The organism is Pseudomonas sp. H3_E04 (assembly GCF_054668915.1).
In genome coordinates this window covers 21,447-46,692 of the sequence record NZ_CP162797.1, presented here as the reverse complement: position 1 = coordinate 46,692, position 25,246 = coordinate 21,447, and the positions used below count along the sequence as shown (strand labels likewise).

Annotated in this window: 23 protein-coding genes; 8 read left to right on the top strand and 15 right to left on the bottom strand. The window is 60.3% G+C overall.

Annotated elements, in window-relative coordinates:
* Positions 1–184: 184 nt before the first annotated feature.
* Positions 185–4,096: an ATP-dependent RNA helicase HrpA gene (gene hrpA / locus AB4N53_RS00235; protein WP_460125035.1), complete on the bottom strand. Its 3,912-nt coding sequence runs from the start codon at positions 4,094–4,096 to the stop codon at positions 185–187.
* Positions 4,097–4,265: 169 nt separating this feature from the next.
* Complete coding sequence (gene aceK, locus AB4N53_RS00230) at positions 4,266–5,987, bottom strand: bifunctional isocitrate dehydrogenase kinase/phosphatase (protein WP_460125032.1); 1,722 nt, start codon at positions 5,985–5,987, stop codon at positions 4,266–4,268.
* 214 nt (positions 5,988–6,201) lie between these two features.
* Between aceK and AB4N53_RS00225 the strand changes: the two genes are divergently transcribed.
* The gene (locus tag AB4N53_RS00225; RefSeq protein ID WP_460125029.1) at positions 6,202–7,110 is read left to right on the top strand and encodes a DMT family transporter; all 909 of its coding nucleotides are present in this window, start codon (positions 6,202–6,204) and stop codon (positions 7,108–7,110) included.
* Positions 7,111–7,223: 113 nt separating this feature from the next.
* Here AB4N53_RS00225 and AB4N53_RS00220 read toward each other — a convergent pair whose 3' ends face one another.
* On the bottom strand, positions 7,224–8,087 hold the full coding sequence (locus AB4N53_RS00220) for a DMT family transporter (protein ID WP_460125026.1): 864 nt from the start codon (positions 8,085–8,087) through the stop codon (positions 7,224–7,226).
* A 582-nt stretch (positions 8,088–8,669) separates the two neighbouring features.
* Between AB4N53_RS00220 and AB4N53_RS00215 the strand changes: the two genes are divergently transcribed.
* Entirely contained in the window at positions 8,670–8,831 is a 162-nt protein-coding gene (locus AB4N53_RS00215; protein WP_434768083.1) for a hypothetical protein, read from the top strand.
* Positions 8,832–8,883: 52 nt separating this feature from the next.
* Here the strand turns inward: AB4N53_RS00215 and AB4N53_RS00210 are convergent, their stop codons facing one another.
* Positions 8,884–9,822 carry an aspartyl/asparaginyl beta-hydroxylase domain-containing protein gene (locus tag AB4N53_RS00210; RefSeq protein WP_460125022.1) on the bottom strand — a complete coding sequence of 313 codons (939 nt, stop codon included), beginning with the start codon at positions 9,820–9,822 and terminating at the stop codon, positions 8,884–8,886.
* 184 nt (positions 9,823–10,006) lie between these two features.
* Positions 10,007–10,981 (bottom strand): cysteine synthase A, encoded by a 975-nt coding sequence (cysK, locus tag AB4N53_RS00205; protein WP_460125019.1) that lies wholly within the window; start codon positions 10,979–10,981, stop codon positions 10,007–10,009.
* A 141-nt stretch (positions 10,982–11,122) separates the two neighbouring features.
* On the opposite strand from cysK, the gene AB4N53_RS00200 reads away from it, so the two are divergent.
* Entirely contained in the window at positions 11,123–12,199 is a 1,077-nt protein-coding gene (locus AB4N53_RS00200) for a DUF748 domain-containing protein (protein WP_460125016.1), read from the top strand.
* On the opposite strand, the gene AB4N53_RS00195 is transcribed toward AB4N53_RS00200, so the two are convergent.
* A complete protein-coding gene (locus tag AB4N53_RS00195; protein ID WP_460125013.1) occupies positions 12,196–12,693 on the bottom strand; it encodes a helix-turn-helix domain-containing protein in 498 nt (165 codons plus the stop codon). The genes AB4N53_RS00200 and AB4N53_RS00195 overlap by 4 nt on opposite strands.
* Complete coding sequence (locus tag AB4N53_RS00190) at positions 12,681–12,911, bottom strand: DUF4160 domain-containing protein (protein WP_460125010.1); 231 nt, start codon at positions 12,909–12,911, stop codon at positions 12,681–12,683. The genes AB4N53_RS00195 and AB4N53_RS00190 overlap by 13 nt, the downstream gene beginning before the upstream one ends.
* Positions 12,912–13,110: 199 nt before the next feature.
* Between AB4N53_RS00190 and AB4N53_RS00185 the strand changes: the two genes are divergently transcribed.
* The gene (locus tag AB4N53_RS00185) at positions 13,111–13,956 is read left to right on the top strand and encodes an AAA family ATPase (protein ID WP_007911294.1); all 846 of its coding nucleotides are present in this window, start codon (positions 13,111–13,113) and stop codon (positions 13,954–13,956) included.
* A gap of 12 nt (positions 13,957–13,968) precedes the next feature.
* Positions 13,969–15,147 carry a vWA domain-containing protein gene (locus AB4N53_RS00180; protein WP_016771218.1) on the top strand — a complete coding sequence of 393 codons (1,179 nt, stop codon included), beginning with the start codon at positions 13,969–13,971 and terminating at the stop codon, positions 15,145–15,147.
* A gap of 86 nt (positions 15,148–15,233) precedes the next feature.
* Here the strand turns inward: AB4N53_RS00180 and AB4N53_RS00175 are convergent, their stop codons facing one another.
* From AB4N53_RS00175 to AB4N53_RS00160, 4 genes are all read right to left on the bottom strand, one after another.
* Positions 15,234–16,151, bottom strand: coding sequence for a 5-oxoprolinase subunit C family protein (locus AB4N53_RS00175; protein WP_460125007.1), 918 nt, complete (start codon positions 16,149–16,151; stop codon positions 15,234–15,236).
* Entirely contained in the window at positions 16,148–16,852 is a 705-nt protein-coding gene (gene pxpB / locus AB4N53_RS00170) for a 5-oxoprolinase subunit PxpB (protein ID WP_460125004.1), read from the bottom strand. Before pxpB ends, AB4N53_RS00175 begins: the two co-directional genes overlap by 4 nt.
* On the bottom strand, positions 16,849–17,601 hold the full coding sequence (locus AB4N53_RS00165) for a 5-oxoprolinase subunit PxpA (protein ID WP_460125001.1): 753 nt from the start codon (positions 17,599–17,601) through the stop codon (positions 16,849–16,851). The genes pxpB and AB4N53_RS00165 overlap by 4 nt, the downstream gene beginning before the upstream one ends.
* Positions 17,602–17,663: 62 nt before the next feature.
* Positions 17,664–18,950, bottom strand: a complete 1,287-nt coding sequence (locus tag AB4N53_RS00160; protein WP_460124998.1) for an MFS transporter — start codon at positions 18,948–18,950, stop codon at positions 17,664–17,666.
* Positions 18,951–19,109: 159 nt separating this feature from the next.
* On the opposite strand from AB4N53_RS00160, the gene AB4N53_RS00155 reads away from it, so the two are divergent.
* Complete coding sequence (locus AB4N53_RS00155; protein WP_460124994.1) at positions 19,110–20,024, top strand: LysR family transcriptional regulator; 915 nt, start codon at positions 19,110–19,112, stop codon at positions 20,022–20,024.
* Between the two features lie 83 nt (positions 20,025–20,107).
* Here the strand turns inward: AB4N53_RS00155 and AB4N53_RS00150 are convergent, their stop codons facing one another.
* From AB4N53_RS00150 to AB4N53_RS00140, 3 genes are read right to left on the bottom strand one after another with little or no spacing between them, the layout of a single operon-like run.
* Positions 20,108–20,650, bottom strand: coding sequence for a DUF2937 family protein (locus AB4N53_RS00150; RefSeq protein ID WP_024012023.1), 543 nt, complete (start codon positions 20,648–20,650; stop codon positions 20,108–20,110).
* Between the two features lie 12 nt (positions 20,651–20,662).
* Positions 20,663–21,439, bottom strand: a complete 777-nt coding sequence (locus AB4N53_RS00145) for a class II glutamine amidotransferase (RefSeq protein WP_024012022.1) — start codon at positions 21,437–21,439, stop codon at positions 20,663–20,665.
* A gap of 15 nt (positions 21,440–21,454) precedes the next feature.
* Positions 21,455–21,952, bottom strand: a complete 498-nt coding sequence (locus AB4N53_RS00140; protein ID WP_460124989.1) for an MFS transporter — start codon at positions 21,950–21,952, stop codon at positions 21,455–21,457.
* Between the two features lie 236 nt (positions 21,953–22,188).
* Here AB4N53_RS00140 and AB4N53_RS00135 point away from each other — a divergent pair, with 236 nt between their 5' ends.
* Together AB4N53_RS00135 and AB4N53_RS00130 are read left to right on the top strand one after the other, a co-directional pair.
* The gene (locus AB4N53_RS00135; RefSeq protein WP_460124985.1) at positions 22,189–24,243 is read left to right on the top strand and encodes a S9 family peptidase; all 2,055 of its coding nucleotides are present in this window, start codon (positions 22,189–22,191) and stop codon (positions 24,241–24,243) included.
* A 195-nt stretch (positions 24,244–24,438) separates the two neighbouring features.
* Positions 24,439–24,912 carry a cyclic nucleotide-binding domain-containing protein gene (locus tag AB4N53_RS00130; protein WP_016771227.1) on the top strand — a complete coding sequence of 158 codons (474 nt, stop codon included), beginning with the start codon at positions 24,439–24,441 and terminating at the stop codon, positions 24,910–24,912.
* On the opposite strand, the gene AB4N53_RS00125 is transcribed toward AB4N53_RS00130, so the two are convergent.
* Complete coding sequence (locus AB4N53_RS00125) at positions 24,909–25,193, bottom strand: hypothetical protein (RefSeq protein ID WP_016771228.1); 285 nt, start codon at positions 25,191–25,193, stop codon at positions 24,909–24,911. The two genes, AB4N53_RS00130 and AB4N53_RS00125, sit on opposite strands and share 4 nt — an antisense overlap.
* Positions 25,194–25,246 lie beyond the last annotated feature (53 nt).

Sequence of the window (25,246 nt, the reverse complement as noted above, 5' to 3'; positions counted from 1 at the left end):
GTTATGGTGGCGAAGTTTGCCATAAACCCAGAATTTTGGCGCCTTTCTCCTGCTCACGCGATCCCTGTAGGAGCTGCCGAAGGCAGCGATCTTTTGATTTTGCTTTTTAAAGATCAAGATCAAGATCAAGATCAAGAGATCGCAGCCTTCGGCAGTTCCTACAGGACCGTTGCAAGGCGCGAAGTCAGGGTTCGACCTGACTCCACTGTTTGCTCAGGCGCTTGTCGGAAATCGGCACTTTGGTGCCCAACTGCTGGGCGAACAGCGACACGCGGTATTCCTCCAGCCACCAGCGGTACAACTCCAACTGCGGATCGCGCTTGCCTTCCTGCGCATGCTTGGCCGCGCGACTCTGGTATTGCGCCCACAGGCCAGCGAGTTCGCCGCTCCAGACCCGATCTTTCTGCACCTGCGCGCCGAGTTTCTCGAAACGCTGCTCGACCGCTTTCAGATAACGCGGCAGCTCCTTGAGCCACTGCATCGGCGTCTCGCGGACGAAGCCCGGATAGACCAGATTGCCGATCTGCTGCTTGATGTCGTTCAACGCCACTGCCTGGGCAAGATCGATCTTGCCCTTGAAGCGTTTTTGCAGACCGTGCCAGATCTTGAGGATTTCCAGCGTCAGCCGCGCAACCCGCTCGGCGTGCTCGGTCCAGTTGCCGCGCTTTCGCTCGGCCAATGCCGCCAATCCGGCGCCATCCCGGGGCAACGGGTCTTCGCCTTCGAGAATGCAGCTGTCGAGGCTGGCCAGCAGAATGTCTTCGACCAGCGCATCGACGCGGCCCAGTTCGCGGTACAGCAGGCCCAGCTCAGTCTGCCCGGGCAACTTGCCACGGAGGAATTTTGCCGGCTCGGCCAGTTGCTGCATGAGCAAACGCTGCAAGGCGCGACGGTGCTGGAACTCGGCCTCGGCCGGAGTCGAGAAGCGCCCCTCCTTGACCGTGCCGCCCTCTTCCACCAGCGCCGGGTACACCGTCATCGACAGCCCGGCGATCTTCTGCTGGGTCTTTTCCGCCACCGGCGCAAAGATTTTCGCCTCGACCGGCTGCTGACTTTTCGCACTCTGCGGCACCGCCAGCGCGGCCTGGCTGGCTTCGGCGAAGCGTGCGGTCAGCTCGGCCAGATCGCGACCTTCGCCGAGGAACTTGCCCTGGCCATCGACGATTTCCAGGTTCATGCGCAGATGGCTTTCAACCTGCTGCGCCGCTTCCGCCCACGCCTCATCACTGACCCGCGCGCCAGTCATGCGCAGCAGCTCGCGACCGAGCGCTTGCGGCAGCGAACCTTCGGCGAAAGTCATGCGCTGCAACGCGGCCTTGATGAAGTCCGGCACCGGCACGAAGTTCTTGCGCAGGGCCTTCGGCAAGTTGCGCACGAGGGCAATGCACTTGGCCTCGATCAGCCCCGGTACCAGCCATTCCAGACGCTCCGGCGGCAACATCGGCAGCAACGGCGCCGGCACGCGCAAGGTCACCCCATCACGCGGGTGATTGGGTTCGAAGTGATAGGTCAGCGCCAGTTCCAGATCGCCGATGTGCAGCGTGTCCGGGTAATCACGGTCGGTGACTTCGCTGGCCTCGCGGGCCAGCACGTCTTCCTCGCGCATGATCAGCAGCTGCGGGTCTTTCTGGCTGTTGACCTTGTACCAACTGTCGAAGGTCGCGGTCTGATGGATCTCCGCCGGCAGGCGCGCATCGTAGAAGGCATAGAGGGTTTCTTCGTCGGCGAGAATGTCGCGCCGGCGCGCCTTGGCCTCGAGTTCGTCGAGCTGCTCGAGCAGTTTCTGATTGGCGCTCAGGCACTTGGCCCGCGACTGAATCTCGCCGCGCACCAGGCCTTCGCGGATAAACAGCTCCCGGGATACCACCGGATCGACCGGGCCGTAATGCACCGGGCGGCGACCGACGACGATCAGGCCGAACAGGGTGATCTGCTCGTAGGCGACGACCTGGCCGCGCTTCTTTTCCCAATGCGGCTCGAAGTGGTTCTTCTTGATCAGGTGCCCGGCCAGCGGCTCGATCCAGTCGGCGTCGATCTTGGCGACCATGCGCGCGTAAAGCTTGGTGGTTTCTACCAGTTCGGCGGTCATCAGCCACTGCGGGCGTTTCTTGCCGATGCCCGACGACGGATGAATCCAGAAGCGCCGTTGCCGCGCGCCGAGGTAATCGCCGTCTTCGGTTTTCTGGCCGATCTGGCTGAGCAATCCGACCAGCACCGCTTTGTGCAGCTTCGGATAATCGGCCGGCTCTTTGTTCAGGCTCAGCTGCATGTCGCGGCAGATCAGACTTAACTGACGATGGGAATCACGCCACTCGCGCAGACGCAAATAGTTGAGGAAATTTTTCCGGCACCAATTGCGCAGCGGATTGGCGGTCAGCGCTTGGCGCTGCTCTTCAAAACCACGCCACAGATTGACCAGCCCGGCGAAGTCGGAGTCCGGATCCTTCCATTGCGCATGGGCCTGATCCGCCGCTTGCTGACGCTCCGGAGGACGCTCGCGCGGGTCCTGAATCGACATGGCGCTGGCGACGATCAGCACTTCCTGCAGACTGCCGAGCTTGGCCGCTTCGAGGAGCATGCGGCCCATGCGCGGGTCGACCGGCAAGCGCGCCAACTGGCGTCCGAGCGGCGTCAGCTGGCTATTGCGATCCACCGCCGAAAGCTCTTGCAGCAGGTTGAAACCGTCGCTGATCGCCTTGCCGTCCGGCGGCTCGATAAACGGGAACGCGGTGATTTCGCCGAGGCGCAGATGCAGCATCTGCAAAATGACGGCGGCGAGGTTGGTACGCAGGATTTCCGGATCGGTAAATTCCGGGCGACCAAGGAAATCCTCTTCGCTGTACAAACGCACGCAGATGCCCGGCTCGACCCGCCCGCAACGACCTTTACGCTGATTGGCGCTGGCCTGGGAAATCGCCTCGATCGGCAAGCGCTGCACCTTGGCGCGGTAGCTGTAACGGCTGATGCGCGCGGTGCCGCTGTCAATCACATAGCGAATGCCCGGCACGGTCAGCGAGGTTTCGGCGACGTTGGTCGCCAGTACCACGCGGCGGCCCGGGTGCGACTGGAAAATCCGCTGCTGTTCAGCCGGCGACAGGCGCGCGTACAGCGGCAGGATTTCAGTGTGCTTGAGCTGGGCCTTGCGCAGCATGTCGGCAGCATCGCGAATCTCGCGCTCGCCGGGCAGGAACACCAGCACATCGCCGGGGCTGCGCCGTTCGCTGCGCTCGTAGGCGGCGATTTCGTCGAGGGTGGCGAGGATCGCCTGATCGACGGTGAGGTCGTCCTCGACCCGGTTGCCCTCTTCGTCCTGCTCCAGCGTCAGCGGCCGATACCAGGTTTCCACCGGGAAGGTACGACCCGACACTTCGACGATCGGCGCGTCATCGAAATGCTTGGAGAAGCGCTCCAGATCGATGGTCGCCGAAGTGATGATGACCTTCAGGTCGGGACGGCGTGGCAGCAGGGTTTTCAGGTAGCCGAGGAGGAAGTCGATGTTGAGGCTGCGTTCGTGGGCTTCGTCGACGATGATCGTGTCGTAGCGTTCCAGATAGCGGTCGTTCTGGGTTTCCGCCAGCAGAATACCGTCGGTCATCAGTTTGATCAGGGTGTTGGAATCGCTTTGATCTTCAAAACGCACCTGATAGCCGACCAGCGCTCCGAGCGGCGTGCCGAGTTCTTCGGCGACACGGCTGGCGACGCTACGCGCGGCAATCCGGCGCGGCTGGGTGTGGCCGATCAGACCGTGCTGACCGCGACCGATTTCCAGGCAGATCTTCGGCAACTGGGTGGTTTTGCCCGAACCGGTTTCGCCGGCGATGATCAGCACCTGATGTTGCTCCAGGGCCTTTTTGATTTCGTCGCGCTTGGCCGCGATCGGCAAACTGTCGTCGTAACGAATCACCGGCAGGCTCGCGCGGCGCGCCAGCACCTGGTCACAGGACGCCTGCATCCGCGCTATCCACTGGGCCAGTTTGGCCTCATCGGGTTTCTTGCGCAGCTCAAGCAACTGCCGCCGCAGCCGGTGACGGTCGGCGAGCATGGCGTGATCGAGGTTTTTCAGCAGTTTGTCGATGGAGGGCGATTCGTCGGTCATCGGGTAGGCAATTCGGTCGTCTATTAATGCAGGGGGCGGATTGTCGCAGATTTGCCTCCGATTGGCCTGCTTCCCCTGTAGGAGCTGCCGAAGGCTGCGATCTCTTGATTTTGCTTTTGAAGATCAAGATCAAAAGATCGCAGCCTTCGGCAGCTCCTACAATGTGTTGTTATTCGTTATCGCGGCCCTTGCGCCGGTATGGGAAGACGTCAATGACCTTCCCCGCCCGAATCGCCTCCTGCAAGCCCTTCCAGTAATCGGCGTTGTACAACTCGCCATGCAACTGATCGAACAACTTGCGCTGTCCGGCATCGGCGAACAGAAACGGCGGAAACTCTTCGGGAAAGACGTCAAGCGGGCCGATCGAGTACCACGGCTCGGAGGCCATTTCGTCCTCGGGCGTGCGTGGGGCCGGGATGCGGCGGAAGTTGGCTTCGGTCAGGAAGCAGATTTCGTCGTAGTCGTAAAACACCACCCGGCCGTGGCGAGTGACGCCGAAGTTCTTCAGCAACATGTCGCCGGGAAAAATATTCGCCGCCGCCAGTTGCTTGATCGCCAGACCGTAATCTTCCAGCGCTTCGCGCACTTGCGCGTCATTGGCGTTTTCCAGGTATAGATTGAGCGGGGTCATCCGGCGTTCGGTCCAGCAGTGGCGGATCAGCACGGTTTCGCCTTCGACCGAAACCGTGGATGGCGCCACCTCAAGCAATTCCTCCAGACACGCCGGATCGAACTTGCTCAGCGGAAAACGAAAATCGGCAAACTCCTGGGTATCGGCCATGCGCCCGACCCGATCGACGCTTTTCACCAGTCGGTACTTTTCGATCACCGTGGCGCGGTCGACGTTCTTCGACGGTGAGAAACGGTCCTTGATGATTTTGAACACGGTGTTGAAACCCGGCAGGGTGAACACGCTCATGACCATGCCGCGCACGCCGGGGGCCATGATGAACTGATCGTCGGTGTTGGCCAGGTGATTGATCAGCGCGCGGTAAAACTCCGACTTGCCGTGCTTGTAGAAGCCGATCGAGGTGTACAGCTCGGCGATGTGCTTGCCCGGCAGGATGCGCCGCAGAAAACCGATGAACTCCGCTGGCACCGGGACATCGACCATGAAATACGAACGGGTAAAAGAGAAGATGATCGACACATCGGCTTCGTCGGTGATCAACGCGTCGATCTGAATACCCTGCCCTTCGCGGTGCAACAGAGGAATCACCAGCGGCCATTGCTCGTCGCGGGTGTAAATGCGCCCGACCAGATACGCGCCCTTGTTGCGGTAGAGCACCGAAGAAAACAACTCGACGCTCAGCTCCGGGTCCTTGCACACCCAGTCCGGCAGGTTCTCGCGCAGCTGCGCTTCGAGTCGCAGCAAGTCGCCGGGCAAATCGGCGTAATCCTCGCTGAAGCGGTAGTCGGAAAAAATACTTGCGAGCATGCCGGACAATTGGCCCTGCGGCTTGTACGTGCGGGTTTGCGCGGCGCGCGCACGGCGCAGGCTCGGGCGCGTGGTGTGGATGAACATGCAACCGTCGCTGATCAGGTCGTGGCTGAACAGCCCGCAGAAAATCGAGTTGTACCAGGTTTCGGACAGCTCATCGTCGAAGCGCAGGTCGATCACACTGATATAGGCGCTTTTCACCAGCGGCCAGCAGCTGACGTTCATCAGGGTCTCTTCGTCGAAATACTCGCGCAGGCGAGCGACGGTTTCGCCAACCTTTTCCTCATACAGACTGATCCGCGCCGCCGACGCGGCCTGCGCCTCCTGCCAGCGCGCCTGTTCGAAGCGCTCCCGCGCGCCATCGGTGATGCGGCGGAAATGCTCGCGGTAATCGTCGAAGCCGGCGAGGATCATCCGGGCGATCTCGGTGGCTGGCCATTGCTGCGACATAAATGAAACCTCGGCGGGAAATCGATTCGTTTGAGCTTAGTCACGGAACCGTCCGCAGGAAAAGCGCAATTTCTGCCAAAACCGATACCGGGACGACCGCTGACAGAGTTTCTGGGGCAGGTAGATCGCCAGGCAGAATTAAAAGCCCGAATAGCGGTTGCCATGATCCGGACGCTCGGCAACACTCTCGTCCCGATCAAGCAAGGAGCCCGCCGTGAGCCCTGTCGATATTTTCCGCATGTTGTCGCTGGCCGCTATCTGGGGCGCGAGTTTTCTGTTCATGCGCATCATTGCCCCGGTGATCGGCACAATCCCGACCGGGTTCTTTCGCGTGTCGATCGCGGCCGCCGGGCTGCTGGTGATTCTTGGGCTGATGCGCATCAGCTGGGATTTCAAGGGCAAGCTGAAAACCGTGATGCTGTTGGGCGTGATCAACTCGGGGATTCCGGCGACGTTGTATTCGGTTGCCGCCCAGGTATTGCCGGCCGGCTATTCGGCGATCTTCAACGCCACCACGCCGCTGATGGGCGTGCTGATTGGCGGCCTGTTTTTCAGCGAAAAACTCACAGCGGCCAAGCTCAGCGGCGTGTTCCTCGGCCTGTTCGGCGTCGGCGTGCTGACACGCGCCGGTCCCGTGGCCTTCGATCTGCAGCTGCTGATGGGCGCGGTCGCCTGCCTGCTGGCGACCACTTGCTACGGCTTTGCCGGTTTCCTCGCGCGGCGCTGGCTGGATCAGGCCGGTGGGCTGGACAGCCGTTTGTCGGCATTGGGCAGCATGCTCGGGGCGACGTTGTTTTTGCTGCCATTGTTCGCCTACAGCACGATCACTGCGCCACCGGTCAGTTGGGGCGGCTGGCAGGTCTGGCTGTCGCTGCTCGGCTTGGGTCTGGGTTGCACGGCGTTTGCCTACATCATCTATTTCCGCCTGCTCAGCTCGATCGGCCCGGTGAAATCGATGACCGTGACCTTCATGATCCCGCCGTTCGGCGTGTTGTGGGGGGCGTTGTTGCTGGATGAGCCGTTGTCGATGGCGCACATTTATGGCGGGGTCCTGATTGCGGCAGCGTTGTGGCTGGTGTTGAAGCCAGCGGTGGTGAAGCCTGCAAACGCGTCAGCCCGTTAGATTTTCTGCCGCAGATATTCGCGAGCAGGCTCGCTCCCACAGAAAAATACATTCCAATGTGGGAGCGAGCCTGCTCGCGAAAGGCGGCGCAACAAGCGCCACCTGCCTATCGGCTATCCGGTTTTACGGAACACAAATACCAATCCAACAATGATCAGCAGCATTCCCAACACGCTCAACGCCGCCAGCCGATTACCGAAAATCAGGTAATCCATCACCGCCGTGACCGCCGGCACCAGATAGAACAGGCTGGTGACATTCACCAGATTGCCCCGCGCGATCAGTCGATACAGCAACAGCGTCGCCAGCACCGACACCACCAGGCCCATCCATAACACCGGGATAATGAAGCCTGCGCTGTGCTCGAAGTGAAACGGCTGAAACGGTACGAAGATCGCACACAGCAACAGGCCGGCCAGATACTGCACTGGCAGCGTGCCAAGCGGGTTGTCGGTGATACGTTTTTGCATGATCGAACCGAGCGTCATGCTCGCCAGTGCCAGGAGTCCAAATACCATTCCAGCCCAGGACATCCCGGCCAGACCGATACCCTGATAGACCACCATGATCAGCCCGGCCAGCCCCAGCGTCAGGCCGAACAGGCGGCTCGCTGAACGCTGGCGCTCCATCAGCACCACGGTGAGGATCGGCTGAACGCCCATGATCGTCGCCATCACCCCCGGTGTGACTTTGCTGTTCAATGCCAGCAGATAAAAGATCTGATAGGCGCCCAACAGCACCACGCCGGTGGCGATTGCGAACAGCATGGGTTTGCCACCCTTGGGCAGCTTCAATCTCAGCAGTGGCGCCAGCAACACCAGCCCGCACAGGGCGATGGCGAAGCGAATCAGCAGAAAAGCAAAGGGCGAAGCATGGGCCAGGCCCCACTTGGAGAAAATCGCCCCGCTGCTCCACAGAAGAACGAACAGGCTCGTGGACGTCGCCGCGAGCGCGGATTGTTTCGAAAGGACAAACATGAATACCACCTGTAGTCAGGCAAGAAGCCAACTCAGCCAAAGCTGAAGTTCAGTAGGTTTTTCCGGCGGGCGCAGGGGTCAGCAGAAACTGCCGATCAGCCCCGAACACCAACGCCCGGCGGCGATACGACTGCGCACACCGGCGTGCTACTGACAGGTGGAGGGTAATGACTGATCTGCACCGGCTGCTGATTCCCGCACGGCACGACGCCAGCGTTGACCGCTGAATCGACTACCGCGTTGATGAGGGATGCAGGCATGGATGCTGATCTTTATTGAGGAAATGAAGGCGTGAGCATGGCGCTCAAGCGGGCTGACTATAACCAGCCCGGGACACAGATTGCAATGACTTGGGCAAAGGGCCGGTAGCGACAGTTTGGGGCGGGATGATTAGGGTGATTGGCGGTGGCAATGGATTGTCAGGAGACATGGAATGCAAGAGATCACATGCCAAGGGAACGGACGTATTTGCGGTATCAGGTTTATCGGTCAGAGGCGAGGAAGCGGGCGGGTATTGCGACTGCGCAGATGCGATCCATTACGGGAGCCGACATGTCAGAAGTCCGCTTTGAGGGAGGGAGTATGCGCAAAGTCGTAAGAAAATCCCCAAGCAAGAAGGAATTGCGCGAGCCGGTGGAAAAGCTTGATCGACTGGAGTTATCCGCGAATCAGCGCCGTTTTCTGCAGGTTCTTGAAAACGGAACCGACGTGAATGAGCCCAACCTGCTCGCCGGCCGTCCTTGAACCATCAATAAAAACCGCTCCCAAAGAGCGGTTTTTTATTTCTGGCCAATCGTTAACCAAACAACCAATACCCCAGCAACGTCAGCACCAGCACCGCCAGCACCGGGCGCATTACGCGGTAAGCCTTGGGATGGCGGCGTTTCCACTGCTTGACCACGCCGCTGAAACGGTCGCTGAAGTTCTTGCTCCAGGCATAAGCCTGGTTGATCCCACCGACGCGCTCATCATCAAGATTCTGCGGCGCGGTGGCGCGACCTAGCCAGCTGCTGATGAAGCGATTGATGCGAGTCATCAGGCGGTTGCTCAGTGGACGTTCGATGTCGCAGAACAGAATCACCCGAGTCTGATCGGTTTCATTCTTGACCCAGTGCACGTAGGTCTCGTCGAACATCACGTCATCGCCGTCGCGCCAGGCGTAAACCTGACCGTCGACAAAGATCCGGCAATCGTCGGAGTTGGGCGTCGAAAGGCCCAAGTGATAACGAAGGGAGCCGGCGAAGGGGTCGCGGTGCGGGTTGAGGTGACTGCCGCCCGGCAGCAGCGCGAACATCGCTCCCTTGACGTTCGGTATGGCGCTGACCAGCGCCACGGTTTTCGGGCACAGGGCTTCGGCCGATGGCAGCGGTTTGTCGTACCACTTCAGATAGAAACGCTTCCAGCCTTTCTTGAAAAACGAACCGAAACCGGCATCGTTATTCTTCTCGGCGGCGCGAATGTAGCCTTCGTCAAACAGGTGCATCGCTTCGTCGCGGATGGTTTCCCAGTTGTCACGCAATACATCCAGTTCGGGAAACTTGCTGCGATCCAGATACGGCCTGGAGGGCACTGCGGAGAACAGGTACATCAAAGCGTTGTACGGAGCGAACAGTGCGGAGTGGTTGACGAACTGGCGCAATACCGGCAAACGCGCCTTGCCGCGCAAATGCACATAGAGCGTGCTGCCCAGAAACAGCAACAGCACAAACGCCTTGGCGGCAAAAGAAACGGTCATCAACGACTCCTTGAATAAAGACAACGCTGCGCAATGCCCTTTTCCCGGCATGGCAGCCGGCCATGATAAACACTACCGGCTCCGGGAAAAACCCGCCTGATGCAAGATTCAATGTTAAGCATTGCGCAACAAAGCCTTTATTAACATGCAGCGCCTGAACCTCGGCTGACCTGAATCAACCGGATTACTGCTGATTCTCCTGCTCGGTGAACAGGTCACTGAACAACATGCTCGACAGATAACGCTCACCCGAATCCGGCAGCACCACGACGATGGTTTTGCCTTGCATCTCCGGCGTCTCCGCCAGACGCACTGCCACAGCCATGGCAGCACCGCAGGAGATGCCACACAAAATCCCCTCTTCCTGCATCAGGCGCAAAGCCATGGCCTTGGATTCTTCATCGGTCACCTGCTCGACGCGATCGACCATCGACAGATCAAGATTCTTCGGTACAAAACCGGCGCCAATGCCCTGGATCTTGTGCGGGCTCGGCTTGATCTCGGCACCGGCCAACGCTTGCGTGATCACCGGCGAAGACGCCGGCTCGACGGCCACCGACAGAATCGGTTTGCCGGCGGTGTTCTTGATATACCGCGACACGCCGGTAATGGTTCCGCCGGTGCCGACGCCAGCCACCAGTACATCCACTGCGCCGTCGGTGTCGTTCCAGATCTCCGGGCCTGTGGTCTTTTCATGGATCGCCGGGTTGGCCGGGTTATCGAATTGCGCCGGCATGAAGTATTTGTCGGCATCGCTGGCGACAATCTCCGCGGCTTTCTCGATGGCGCCCTTCATACCCTTGGCCGGCTCGGTCAATACCAGCTCCGCACCCAAGGCTTTCAGGACCTTGCGGCGCTCGATGCTCATCGACGCCGGCATGGTCAGCATCAGTTTGTAGCCGCGCGCGGCAGCGACGAAGGCCAGGCCAATACCGGTGTTACCCGAAGTCGGCTCGACAATGGTCATGCCCGGCTTGAGTTTGCCGCTGCTTTCGGCGTCCCAGATCATGTTGGCACCGATCCGGCATTTGACCGAATAACCGGGGTTGCGCCCCTCGATCTTGGCCAGGATGGTGACCCCGCGCGGCGCGATGCGGTTGATCTGGACCAGCGGCGTATTACCGATGGAATGGGCGTTGTCAGCGTAGATACGGCTCATGGCTGGGTCCTTATGCAGCGTTGAATTCAGCCTTCCAAGGTAAGCCTGTTGCCGGTCACAGTCCAGTCGGGGCGAACGTCTGCGAACGCACGCAGTCAATCGCTTTGAATCGTCAAGGCACACTCTTGAAGGAACAATGGCATGAAACGTCGTTACAGCTGGCCGCTCTGGACCCTGGCGGGTGTCGTGGTGCTGCTGGTCGCCCTGCATTTCGCCCTGCCCTATCTGGTACGCGACTACCTCAATGACAAGCTCGCGGACATGGGCGATTACCGTGGCCAGATCACCGATGTCGACCTCGCGCTGTGGCGCGGCGCATACAAAATCAACGGCCTGAAGATCGTCAAGGTCGATGGCAAGGTACCGGTGCCGTTCGTCGATGCGCCGTTGATCGATCTGTCGGTGAGCTGGCATTCGTTGTGGTACGACCATGCCGTGGTCGCGCAGGTGCAATTCCTCAATCCCGAAATCAACTTTGTCGACGGTGGCCCCAACAAGCAGAACTCGCAGACCGGTCAGGGCACAGACTGGCGTGAGCAATTGGGCAAGCTGCTGCCGATCACCCTGGATGAAGTACAGATCAACGACGGTCGCATCACGTTCCGCAACTTCAATTCCAAGCCGCCGGTGAACATGAATGCCAGCAACGTCAACGCCAGCATCTATAACCTGACCAACGTAGTGGACAAGGAAGGCAAGCGCGACGCCCGTTTCGAAGGCAAGGCGCTGCTGCTGGGCCACGCTCCGCTGGAAACCACCGCCACCTTCGATCCGCTGAGCAACTTCGAAGACTTCGAATTCCGCCTGCGCGCCCGCGACATCGAACTCAAACGCATGAACGACTTCGCCTCGGCCTATGGCAAGTTCGACTTCAACGCCGGCCACGGCGATGTGGTCATCGAAGCCAAGGCAGAGAAAGCCCGACTCACCGGCTACATCAAACCCCTGCTGCGCGACGTCGATGTATTCAACTGGCAGCAAGACGTCGAAAACAAGAACAAAGGCCTGTTCCGCTCTATCTGGGAAGCACTGGTCGGCGGCACCGAGACCGTGCTGAAGAACCAGAACAAAAACCAGTTCGCCACCCGCGTCGAACTCAGCGGCAATGTTCACCAGCAGAACGTCAACGCCTTCGAAGCGTTTTTGCAGATTTTGCGCAATGGCTTCATCCAGGCATTCAATGCGCGGTACGAACGGCCGAAGCCGGATGAGGGTTAATTTTTGCGGTTGACGACATATCGACCTGTGTCTTCGGCCGCTATCGATGAACGCTGTTGCAGCGAATCCCAGCCCAGACAGGCCAACGCCAAAGAACGTGGCACTGCTTCACGCCCATTGCTGTAACGGCTGATGCTGCGAGCGCTCACACCGAGCGCTTCGGCCGCATCATTGAGAGAAAGTCCGGTACGGGCGCGCCAATCGATAAAAATGCGCGTGTTCTCATCCTGGGCATTTTGCGCTAGCGCATCCATATACAAGGTGTCTGCACCGATCTGTACGTCGGGTTCAATCCATTCAACGATCCAACCCTCGTCCCCGACTGCGGCAGTCGCAAAGACTTCGCGATCAAGCAGCGGCCGCAGACCTGGATAAGTATGAATATCCATCCCCAAATCAACTGTCAGTTCCTGACTATTGATAAATGTCAGTGCCAACCTGAAATCCGACAGAACGTGCGCAGATCGCAGACGCGGCCGTTTCATGGGTAACATCGTTTCCAGTCCTCCAATAGTTGCGCCTGATGTGCACCCACCCAAGCCAACGCTTCTTTGACGATCAGCGGCGGTGCCTTGCCCATCATGACTTCGATCGTTTCCAGGCTGAGCATCACGTCAACGCCGCCACCGGTCAGGTGGACATGAGGCGGTGGGTGATCTTTCTCACGCAGCTGTATGCAGTATTTATCGCGAAATCGGTATTTAGTAGACATGGATCACAAGCTATCGCCAAATCGGCGATACCGAAATACTGGCCATCCGCCGAGACTGAGTCAACATGTGACGCTCCATTCAGAGACTGAATAAGCCGTCTGCGTTCACAGTCGACCGGCGTGCGCGTTATAGTCGGGCATCCGATTATTTCGCCCCGCCCTGCCCGTAAGGTCAGCGTTACCGTTCGAGGATTAGCAGATGAAGTTCGAAGGCACCCAGGCCTACGTCGCCACCGATGACCTGAAGCTGGCGGTCAACGCCGCCATCACCCTGGAACGGCCGCTGCTGGTCAAGGGTGAGCCGGGCACCGGCAAGACCATGCTCGCCGAGCAACTGGCCGAGTCGTTCGGTGCCAAGCTGATCACCTGGCACATCAAATCCACTACCAAGGCCCATCAGGGTCTGTACGAGTACGACGCGGTCAGCCGTTTGCGTGACTCGCAGCTGGGCAATGAAAAAGTCCACGACGTGCGCAATTACCTGAAGAAGGGCAAGCTCTGGGAAGCCTTCGAGTCCGAGGAGCGGGTGATTCTGCTGATCGACGAAATCGACAAGGCCGACATCGAGTTCCCTAACGATCTGTTGCAAGAACTCGACAAGATGGAGTTCTACGTTTACGAGATCGACGAAACCATCAAGGCCAAGAAGCGCCCGATCATCATCATTACCTCCAACAACGAAAAAGAACTGCCGGACGCCTTCCTGCGCCGCTGCTTCTTCCACTACATCGCCTTTCCTGATCGCACCACCCTGCAGAAAATCGTCGACGTGCATTACCCGGACATCAAGAAGGATCTGGTCAGCGAAGCGCTCGACGTGTTCTTCGACGTGCGCAAGGTACCGGGCCTGAAGAAAAAGCCTTCGACGTCCGAGTTGGTCGACTGGCTGAAGCTGCTGATGGCCGACAATATCGGCGAAGCGGTGCTGCGCGAGCGCGATCCGACCAAAGCCATCCCGCCACTGGCTGGCGCGCTGGTGAAAAACGAACAGGACGTGCAACTGCTTGAGCGCCTGGCGTTCATGAGCCGGCGCGGCACCCGCTAAGAGGCTGCTGCCATGTTGCTCAACCTGTTCAACGAAATGCGTGCAGCCAAGGTGCCGGTGTCGGTGCGCGAGCTGCTCGACCTGATCAACGCGCTGAAACAGCGCGTGACCTTCGCCGACATGGACGAGTTCTATTACTTGTCGCGGGCGATTCTGGTGAAGGACGAACGCCATTTCGACAAGTTCGACCGCGCATTCGGCGCCTACTTCAATGGCCTGGAGAAACTCGACGATCACTTGCAGGCGCTGATTCCCGAGGACTGGCTGCGCAAGGAGTTCGAGCGCTCGCTGAGCGACGAAGAACGCGCGCAGATCCAGTCCCTCGGTGGGCTGGACAAGCTCATCGAGGAATTCAAGAAACGTCTGGAAGAACAGAAGGAACGTCACGCCGGCGGCAACAAATGGATCGGCACCGGCGGCACCAGCCCGTTCGGCTCCGGCGGTTTCAACCCTGAAGGCATCCGGGTTGGCGATGCCGGCAAGCGTCAGGGCAAAGCGGTCAAGGTCTGGGATCAGCGCGAGTACAAGAACCTCGACGATTCGGTGGAACTGGGCACGCGCAATATCAAGGTCGCTCTGCGTCGTTTGCGCAAGTTCGCCCGCCAGGGTGCCGCAGAAGAACTCGACATCGACGGCACCATCGACCACACCGCCAAGGACGCCGGCCTGCTGAATATCCAGATGCGCCCGGAACGGCGCAACACGGTGAAGCTGTTGCTGCTGTTCGACATCGGCGGCTCGATGGACGCGCACGTGAAGATCTGCGAAGAACTGTTCTCGGCCTGCAAAACCGAGTTCAAGCACCTGGAGTATTTCTACTTCCACAACTTCATTTATGAATCGGTGTGGAAGAACAACATGCGCCGCACTTCCGAGCGCACCTCGACCCAGGATCTGCTGCATAAGTACGGCGCCGACTACAAAGTGATCTTCATCGGCGACGCCGCCATGGCGCCGTACGAAATCACCCAGGCCGGTGGCAGCGTCGAGCACTGGAACGAAGAGCCGGGTTACGTGTGGATGCAGCGCTTCATGGAGAAATACAAGAAGCTCATCTGGATCAATCCGTATCCGAAAGATACCTGGGGCTATACCTCGTCGACCAACATCGTCCGCGATCTGATCGAGGATCAGATGTATCCGCTGACGTTGCGCGGGCTTGAGGAAGGGATGCGGTTTTTGTCCAAATAAAAGCAAAGATCGCAGCCTGCGGCAGCTCCTACAGTGAAATTCGCGTTTCCTTGTAGGAGCTGCCGAAGGCTGCGATCTTTTGATCTTCAGCCAAATCTCTGCAAATACTCGACATGCGCGCGGTGCGCGACGTCCTGCACCACCGGCCTCAATCTCACTTTCGTTCCCGGCAAACACTGCGCCAATCGTGCCAGTGCCAGCGGCGTCAACGCGCCCAGGCGCGGATAGCCGCCAATGGTCTGGCGATCATTGAGCAATACGATCGGCTGCCCGTCCGGCGGCACCTGCACTGCCCCCAACGGAATCCCCTCGGAAATCATTGGCGCGCCCTGATATCGCAACGCCGCGCCGAGCAGGCGGATGCCCATGCGGTCGGCGCGACTGTCGATGGTCCAGGCGCTGTTGAAGACATCGAACAGGCTCTGCCCGCTGAACTGGCCGATCTGTGCGCCGAGCACCAAGTCCAAAGGCGCGTGCATTTTGAAATCCGGCCGCAGCGCCGAAGGTATTGCCCGCACTGCTAACGCTTCGCCGCTGTAACCGAGCGCCGCCCCTTTGGCAAGTGGAAGACCCATGCCATCAAGTCCGCCCAATTCTTCGCGCACCACCGTGGCACTGCTGCCCAGTACCTTCGGCGCAGTAAAACCACCGGGAGCGGCCAGATATGCCCGGGCCCCGAGCAAGGGTTGGGTAAACCGCAATGTCTGCCCTTTCGCCAATTCGAAACTGCACCACGGCGCCAGCGCCTGGCCGTCAACCTGCGCGCCGAGATCCGCGCCTGCCAATGCGAGCAGGCAATCCTCCTCAGCCACCACTGCAAACCCGCCGAGGGTGATTTCAACCACCGCCGCATCCAGCTCATTGCCCAACAGCCAGTTGGCCCAGCTCATGGAACACCAATCCGCCGCGCCGCCCTGGGTTACGCCCAGATGCCGCACGCCAAACCGCCCGGCGTCCTGCAACAGGCACAGCGGCGTGCTGGACTCGATCGTCAATCGACTCATGCCTGCGCCTCCAGTGGTGTGTCGTCGCCGCCCAGACGAATGAATTCGGCGTGGTCGACCGCTTCGAAGCGCACCGTGTCGCCGGGCTGCATCAGGCTGTAACCGTCGCGATGGCGATCGAAGAGTTTCGCCGGGGTGCGCCCGATCAGGTTCCAGCCACCGGGCGAGACCACCGGATAGGCAGCGGTCTGCCGCTCGGCGATACCGACACTGCCGGCGGCGACTTTCTTGCGCGGTGTATTGAGCCGTGGCGCGGCGAGCATTTCTTCGACCAGGCCCATGAAGGCAAAGCCCGGCGCAAAGCCAAGAGCGAATACCTGATATTCCCGTGCGCTGTGGCGACGAATCACCTCCTCTACCGCGAGGCCGCTGCGTTCGGCCAACAGGCTCAGTTCCGGGCCGACACTCAAGTCGTACCAGACCGGCAAGACGTGACACTGCCCGGCACGGCGCGCATTCGGCGCCAGATCGACCAGCGCTTCGGCGATCAATTCCCGCGCCTGCGCCGGGCTCAACAGCGTCAGATCATAATGCACCATCAGCGTCGTATAGGACGGCACCAGATCGATCAGCTGTGCACCAAACACCTTACGCAAACGCTCGCTGGCGGCGAGCATCCACGGCATGTTGGTTTCGGCGATTTCATCGAACAGACGCAGCATCAGGCAATCCAGCGCCACCACTTCTACCCGTGGATTCATGACGCACTCGACGGCTGCAAGGCCTGGCGAATGCGCTGCACGGCAGCCACCGAACTGGCGTTGTCGCCGTGGACGCACAAGGTGTTGGCGCGCAGGATCAGGGCGCTGCCATCGCTGGCGGTGAGCGCGCCGCCATTGGCGATGGTCAGCGCTTGCTCGACGATTGTCTCGGCATCGTGATGCACCGCACCCGGCAGTTGCCGCGAGACCAGCCGGCCAGCACTGTCGTAGGCGCGATCGGCGAAAGCTTCGAACCACAGCGTCACGCCATATTCAGCGCCGATCTGCTGCGCTGCGGCGTTGTCGCGGGTCGCCATCAACATCAGCGGCAGGCTGCGGTCATAAGCGGCCACGGCCTGCACTACCGCGCGCAATTGCGCCGGGTTGGCCATCATGTCGTTGTACATCGCGCCGTGAGGTTTGACGTAACTCACGCGCCCGCCCTGCGCCTTGCAGATGCCATCGAGGGCGCCGATCTGGTAATGCAGGATGTCTTGCAGTTCCTGCGCGGAATAGGCCATGGAGCGCCGGCCGAATCCGACCAGATCCTGATAGGCCGGGTGCGCGCCAATCTGCACGCTGTGCTCAAGGGCCAGCGCCACGGTTTTGCGCATGATGCTCGGGTCGCCGGCATGGAAACCACAGGCAACGTTGGCGCAATCGATGAAGGGCATGACCTCGGCGTCCAGACCCATGGTCCAGCTGCCGAAGCTCTCGCCAATGTCGCAATTCAATAGCAGGCGGCTCACGGTGAACACTCCTGTAGCTGCTGGTCTTTTTATCTGTAGGACATTGCTGCGCAGGTTATCAGTTACTGCGCGTCGAGTTGCTTGCCACGGGTTTCCGGCAGGCTCAGCGCCGCCAGAATCACCACACCGTAGGACACCGCTGCGAAGGCACCGATGCCCATGCTCAGCGGGACTTTCTGGCTGAGCAGGCCGATCAGCAGCGGGAACAACGCCGCCAGCGCGCGGCCGATGTTGTAGCAGAAACCCTGACCCGAGCCGCGAATCCGCGTGGGAAACAGTTCGGTGAGAAACGCGCCCATGCCGCTGAAAATTCCCGAGGCGAAGAAGCCCAGCGGAAAGCCCAGCCACAGCATCACGCCATTGCTGACCGGCATCTGCGTGTAGAGCAGGACGATGGTGAACGAGCCGACCGCGAACAAAATGAAGTTCCTTTTCCGCCCGAGCAGGTCGGTCAGATAAGCGCTGATCACATAACCGACATAGGAACCGACGATCACCATCGCCAGATAACCACCGGTGCCGAGCACGCTCAAACCGCGTTCGTTCTTGAGGAAGGTTGGCAGCCAGGAAGTAATTGCGTAGTAACCGCCCAGCGCACCGGTGGTCAGCAATGACGCGCGGAACGTGGTGAAGAGCATGCCGGGGGCAAAGATCTCGTAGAACTTCGCCGGGTTCTCCGGGGTTTGCGCGGCTTTGGCCTGGCGATAGATTTCCGGATCTTTCACCAGACGGCGGACAAAAATCACAAATATCGCCGGCACGATGCCGAGAATGAACAGCGCCCGCCAGGCATCTTCCGCTGGCAACACCGAGAACAACAGCGCATATAGAATCGCCGTCAGGCCCCAGCCCAGCGCCCAGCCGGATTGCACCATGCCCACTGCTTTGCCGCGATCCTTGGCGCGGATCACTTCGCCGATCAACACCGCGCCGGCGGTCCATTCACCGCCGAAACCGAAGCCCATCAACGTGCGGGCGATCAGCAATTGTTCGTAATTTTGCGCGAAGCCGCAGAGGAAGGTGAAGAAGGCGAACCACAGCACCGTCAGTTGCAGGGTGCGCACGCGGCCGATGCGGTCGGAGAGAATCCCGGCGACCCAACCGCCGATGGCTGAGGCGATCAAGGTGCTGGTGTGAATCAGCCCCGCTTCGCCCGTGGTGATGCCCCACATCGCGATCAGCGTCGGCACTACGAAGCTGAGCATCTGCGTGTCCATGCCATCCAGGCCGTAGCCGATCTTGCAGCTCCAGAACGTGCGGCGCTCCTGCTGGTTGATGTTGCGATACCAGTCGAAAGGCCCGGGGCGCGCCGCAGGCTTGGATAAAGGAAGGGTGTCGGGAGCACTCATGGCAAATCTCCGCAGGGCTTTTATTGGTCTTGTTCGAAGCTCCGACGACGCCTATCGTGGGAACCGGATGCGCCGATTTTTCGTCGCCCTGCCCTGCGCCGTCCAACGAATAAAAACCCGCCTTAGGCATAAGAAAAATTTGTCAGCCGAGCCTTGCCCATGAATCTGAAGTTTCTCGAGACCTTTGTCTGGGTCGCGCGCCTGAAGAGTTTTCGCCTGACCGCCGACAAGCTGTTCACCACCCAGGCGTCGATTTCCAGCCGCATCGCCGTGCTCGAAGGCGAGCTCGGCGTGAAGCTGTTTCTGCGCGATTCACGCGGCGTCAGCCTGACCCCGGAAGGCTTGAAGGTGCTCGATTACGCTGAACAGATGCTCGACACCATGGCGGCGCTGAAACAGTCGATCGAGACCCGCTCGAGCAAGGTCGGGCGGGTGCGTATCGGCGTGATGGACACGGTGATCCATACCTGGCTGAGCCCGCTGGTGGCGCAGATGACCGATCTGTATCCGCGCGTGGAAATCGAATTGGTCGCCGATACTGCGCTGAACCTCTGCGATCAGTTGCAAAAAGGTTTTCTCGATCTGGTGTTGCAAACCGATCTGATCCGCCACGAAAGCGTACGCAGCCTCGAGCTGGCCAGCCATCCGCTGGGCTGGATCGTCGCCAGCAATTCGATCTACAACCGCGACTACGCCGACCTTGCCGAACTGGCGCAGGAGCGGATCATCACCTACTCGAAAAACTCACGGCCGCATCAGGATATCGTCGCGCTGATGCAGGCCAGCGGCGTCATGGCGCCACGCTTGAATTGCGTGAACTCGGTGTCGGCGATTACCCGTTTGTTGCGCGACGGCTTTGGGATCGGCGCGCTGCCACCGGTTCTGGTGGCCGAGGAACTGGCGCGCGGCGAATTGACTTTGCTCGACATCGAGCAGCGCCCGGCGAATCTGCCGGTGGTGGTGTCGTGGCGGGTCGGGGTTGAGTGGGTCGAGGAGATTGTGACGTTGTGTCAGCAGGTCCTGGCGGGGTATGCAGATAAAGTGGGCGACAGTTACATTGTCTTGAACGCCTGAAAAGCAAAATAGCGCCGCCTTCGGCAGCGCCTACAGTGGGCAGTGCAGGAGCTGCCGAAGGCGGCGATCTTTTGATCTTTGGTTTACAAACCGCGTACGTCGCGATCTTCAATCGGCCGGCTCTGGCGCAGACGCCGGCCGCCGAGCACCACCCAGTCAATCAGGCGGAACAGGCATTCGACGCCGAACGACAGCAGCAACGCGCCGCTCATGCCCCAGATCATCGCCTCTGGCGTCAGCAGGATCTGATAGCTGTAGCCGTTCCAGGTTTCCTTGCGAATATCCGGATCAGCCGCCAGCACCACTTGCAGGAAACGCACATACCACGGCCCTTGCATCGCCTGGAATTGTTTATCCAGCGCCACCTGACGGGTGAGCAAGGTGTTCAGGCTGTCAGCATCGCTGCGGAAAATCGGGTCTTCGCTGGCCCGGTAATGCGCGACCAGCGCCTGCATATCGCCTTTGAAAAACTGATCGGCCGTGCCCTGGAAACCACGCAACCCGGTCTGCGCTTCGATCAGGTGCGCTTCGACCCGCTGGGCGTAATCGTTAATGAACCCCGGCACCTGGACACCGATCAACAGGCCCGCCGCAAACAACACCAGCCGTAGATAACTGAGCAACATGGGTGCAAATCCTTATTCGGTCTTGCCCTGGCTGACGCATTCGCCGCGTCGCCACAGGCTCCATTGGCCCGGTTCGTAGCGGGTCCAGGTTTCGTTTTCGGTCAAAGGCTCAGTGGCGATCACCGTGACCACGTCGTTGGGCGTGGTTTCGGCCTGAAAGTCGACAATCACATCGACATCCTTGAGCCGCGCCGGGCCGAACGGGGCGCGCCGAGTGATCTGCGCCAGTTTGGTCGAGCAGTAACAGAACAGCCAATCGCCGTCGCTGAGCAGGCAATTGAACACGCCCTTACTGCGATATTCGGCGCAGGCCGCGACGAGGTCCGGCAGCAGCACTTCGATATCGACCGGTTCCGGAAAGGCTGCGCGCACCCGGTTGAGCAAATCGCAGAACGCCGCTTCGCTGTCGGTATCGCCGACCGGGCGGTAGAAACTCTTGATCGGGGTGAAGTCGGCGAGCTGACCGTTGTGCGCGAAACACCAGTTGCGCCCCCACAGTTCGCGGACGAACGGATGGGTGTTGGACAGGCAGACCTTGCCGACGTTGGCCTGGCGAATATGGCCAATGACCACTTCGCTCTTGATCGGATAACGCTGCACCAGATTGGCCACTTCCGACTCGCTGCTCGCCGCCGGGTCCTGAAACAGACGCAAGCCGCGCCCTTCATAAAAAGCGATGCCCCAGCCGTCGCGGTGCGGGCCGGTGCGGCCGCCGCGTTGCATCAGGCCGGTGAAGCTGAACACGATGTCGGTCGGCACGTTGGCACTCATGCCCAGTAATTCACACATGTGCGGACTCTCGGGTTACAGACGCGGCTCGACCCGCATGCGCTGCGGATTGTTCGGCACTGGCGGGCGACCGTAACGGTCGTCACCGGCGCCGCCGGACGGTTGATCATCGTCGCGCTCTTCGGCACGGGCCGCAGCCTTGGCGGCCTCGGCGCGTTCACGCCGCGCTGTCGAGGCACGCTCGATCGGCAGGCGGATCAAGACGAAAACCAGATAAACGCCGAAGGCGATCATGCCGTACATGAACAGATCGGAAACCGCACGCCAGGCGTTGTTGCCGACCTTGAACAGCATGTCCAGGGCGGTGATGGCGATGGCCGGTGCAACTTTGGCTTTCACCGGATCGACGATGGTCGGGCTGAACAGTAACACCGCCATCAGTACACGCAGCGGCTCGCGCAGCCAGCGCCACATCCAGGTGGTCAAGCGCATCCATACCAGCAGGCAGCCCACGGCGGCAAAGGCGTAAAGGCCCCAGGCGATCAGATAGTCGTTCTCGGTCATGGTGTCCATGGCAAGGCAGGCAAAGAGGCGCTTATAGTAACGACTTTTCGCCCATGCGGCTTGTCCCAATACCAGACGGCCAGCAGTCGACCCTGTGGGAGCGAGCCTGCTCGCGAATACGGACTGTCATTTGCAACAGCGTTGCCTGACACACCGCTTTCGCCAGCAGGCTCGCTCCCACAAGGGCTGCGGCGCTTTCAAGACCTGCGAAAAACCCAATTCCGAATATTGTCCGAGAGCCTTCCATGCCCGAATCCGCCAATGTCATGACTGCCCCGATTGCCCAGCGGGCGCCCGGCGCCGACCCGTATGCCTGGCTGCAGGAGCGCGACACCGACGCGGTGCTCGACTACCTCAAGGCTGAAAACGCTTATCAGGAAGCGCAAACCGCCGATCAGGCCGAGCTGCGCGAAAACCTGTTCAACGAGATCAAGGGCCGGATCCTCGAAACCGACCTGTCCCTGCCCTCGCCTTGGGGCCCGTATCTGTATTACACGCGCACCACCGCCGGCGACGAATATGCCCGGCACTACCGCTGCCCGCGCCCGGCAGACGACAGCCTGACCCTCGATGAAAGCCGCGAGCAACTGTTGCTCGACCCGAATGCGCTGGCCAATGGCGGCTTCTTCTCGCTCGGTGCTTTCAGCATCAGCCCTGATCACCAGCGCCTGGCCTACAGCGTCGATACCTCGGGCGACGAGGTCTACACGCTGTTCGTCAAGGAGCTGTCCAATGACAAGGTCAGCGAACTGGAATTCGAGGACTGCGACGGCAGCATGACCTGGGCCAACGACAGCCTGACCCTGTTCTTCGGCGTGCTCGACGACACCCATCGCCCGCACAAACTGTTCCGCTATCGCCTTGATGGCACTGCCGCCGAAGAGGTTTTTCACGAGCCGGACGGGCGTTTCTTCCTGCATTGCTACCGCGCCAGCTCCGAACAGCAATTGCTGCTGTCGCTAGGCAGCAAAACCACCAGCGAAGTGTGGGCGCTGGACGCCAATCAACCGCACCTGCCATTCAGCTGCCTGGCGCCACGGGTGGAGGATCACGAATACGACGTCGACCACGGCCTGCTCGATGGCGTCTGGACCTGGTTTATCCGCACCAACCGCGACGGCATCAATTTCGCCCTGTATCAGGCTGCGGACACCGGCGTACCGCCGAGCGAGGCCGACTGGCAGAATCTGATCCCGCACAACGAAGACGTGATGCTCGACGGCGTCAGCCTCAATACCGAGGCGATGACCTTGAGCCTGCGCGAAGGTGGCCTGCCGATCATCGAGGTTCACCCGCAGGGCTTGGCCCCGTATCGCGTGCAATTGCCCGATGCGGCCTACAGCCTCCATGTGCAAAACAGCCTGGAATTCGAGAGCGATCGCATTCGTCTGCGTTACGAAGCGTTGAATCGTCCGGCTCAAGTGCGCCAGTTGATTCTCGCCAGCGGCGAGCAAACGGTGCTCAAGCAAACCCCGGTGCTCGGCCCGTTCGATGCCGACGCCTATGTCAGCCAACGTCTGTGGGCGACCGCCCCGGACGGCACGCAGGTGCCGATCAGTCTGGTGATGAAGCGCGAGATGGTCGGCAAACCAGTGCCGCTGTATCTGTACGGTTATGGCGCTTACGGCTCCAGCCTTGATCCGTGGTTTTCCCACGCGCGCCTGAGCCTGCTCGATCGCGGCATGGCCTTCGCCATCGCTCATGTTCGTGGTGGCGGTGAATTGGGCGAAGCCTGGTATCGCGCCGGCAAACAGGAACACAAGCACAACACCTTCAGCGACTTCATCGCCTGCGCCGAATTCCTGATCCTCAACGGCATCACCACTGCTGAAAAACTGGCAATCAGTGGCGGTAGCGCCGGTGGCCTGTTGATCGGCGCGGTGCTCAACCAGCGCCCGGACCTGTTCGGCGTGGCGATTGCCGAAGTGCCGTTCGTCGACGTGCTCAACACCATGCTCGACCCGGATCTGCCGCTGACCGTCACTGAATACGACGAATGGGGCAACCCGGAAGAACCGGACGTCTATGATCGGATCAAGGCTTACGCGCCGTACGAAAACGTCACCGCGCAGGCGTATCCGCCGCTGCTGGTGATCGCCGGCTACAACGACAGCCGTGTGCAGTATTGGGAGGCGGCCAAGTGGGTGGCGAAATTGCGCGCAACCAAGACCGATGACAACGTGCTGCTGCTCAAGACCGAACTGGGCGCCGGGCATGGCGGCATGAGCGGGCGCTATCAGGGATTACGTGACGTAGCGCTCGAATATGCATTTGTGTTCAAGGTTTTGCAGATTGCCTGAGGAACTCTGAGGGTGGCTTGGGTCTTAACAGCAGACCAAAAGCCTCCACCGATTCCCTGTGTAGGAGCTGCCGAAGGCTGCGATCTTTTGATCCTGGTTTTGAACGACAAGATCAAAAGATCGCAGCCTTCGGCAGCTCCTACATGGGGACCGTGTGCTCCTTGGAAACAGTGATAACAAAAAGACCGCATCGACATGTCCGAACCGACCTTCCTGAACAACGAAATCCGCGACTGGCTGATGGACTGTGGCCTGTTCGATCAATTGCAGCTGGCCGACTTCGCGGCCGCTTCCGGTTACTTCAGCATCAGCACCGTGGCTGAGGGCGAGGCGATTTTTCGCGAGGGTGATGCCGGCAGTTTCATGTGCATCATCCACACCGGCCAGGTCGCCGTGCAGAAAACCGGCGCTGACGGCCAGGTGATCACCATGGCCACCCTGCGCAGCGGCCGCGCCTTCGGTGAAATGGCCGTGCTCGACGGCGAACGCCGCTCGGCCACGTGCATCGCGGCGAGCAATTGTCAGTTGCTCAATCTGGGCAAGGACTCGCTGGAGAAAATGCTCAACGACGCGCCGAAAATCGCCGCGAAGATCATCCGCGCCCTCGCCGTCTCGCTGTCCAAACGCCTGCGCATGGCCGATGGCCAACTCGCCGCGCAACAGGTTTAGCCGCCGGGGGATTTGACCTTGTTGCCGTTCGGCTCGATGCCCGGCACAGGTTGATCCTTGCTCGGCGGGCTGGGCATTTCGATCGGTACCAGCGGCGGGCTGCCGCTGCCGGCGCCCGACTTGGGCAGGGTGATCGGGGTGATCTGCGGATACGGTGTCGGCGTCGCGGTGCCGGGCGAACCGGGCTGCGGCGTCGGGCTGACCGGAACGCTCTGCTGGGCCTGCACTGCAGTAATCGCGAGCGCGGCCAGGGTAATGACCGTTAGAATGGTGCGCTTCATCAAGGGCTCCGTTTGGCCTCTAGTCTGTACTCAGGCTACTCCCAACGCGCCTG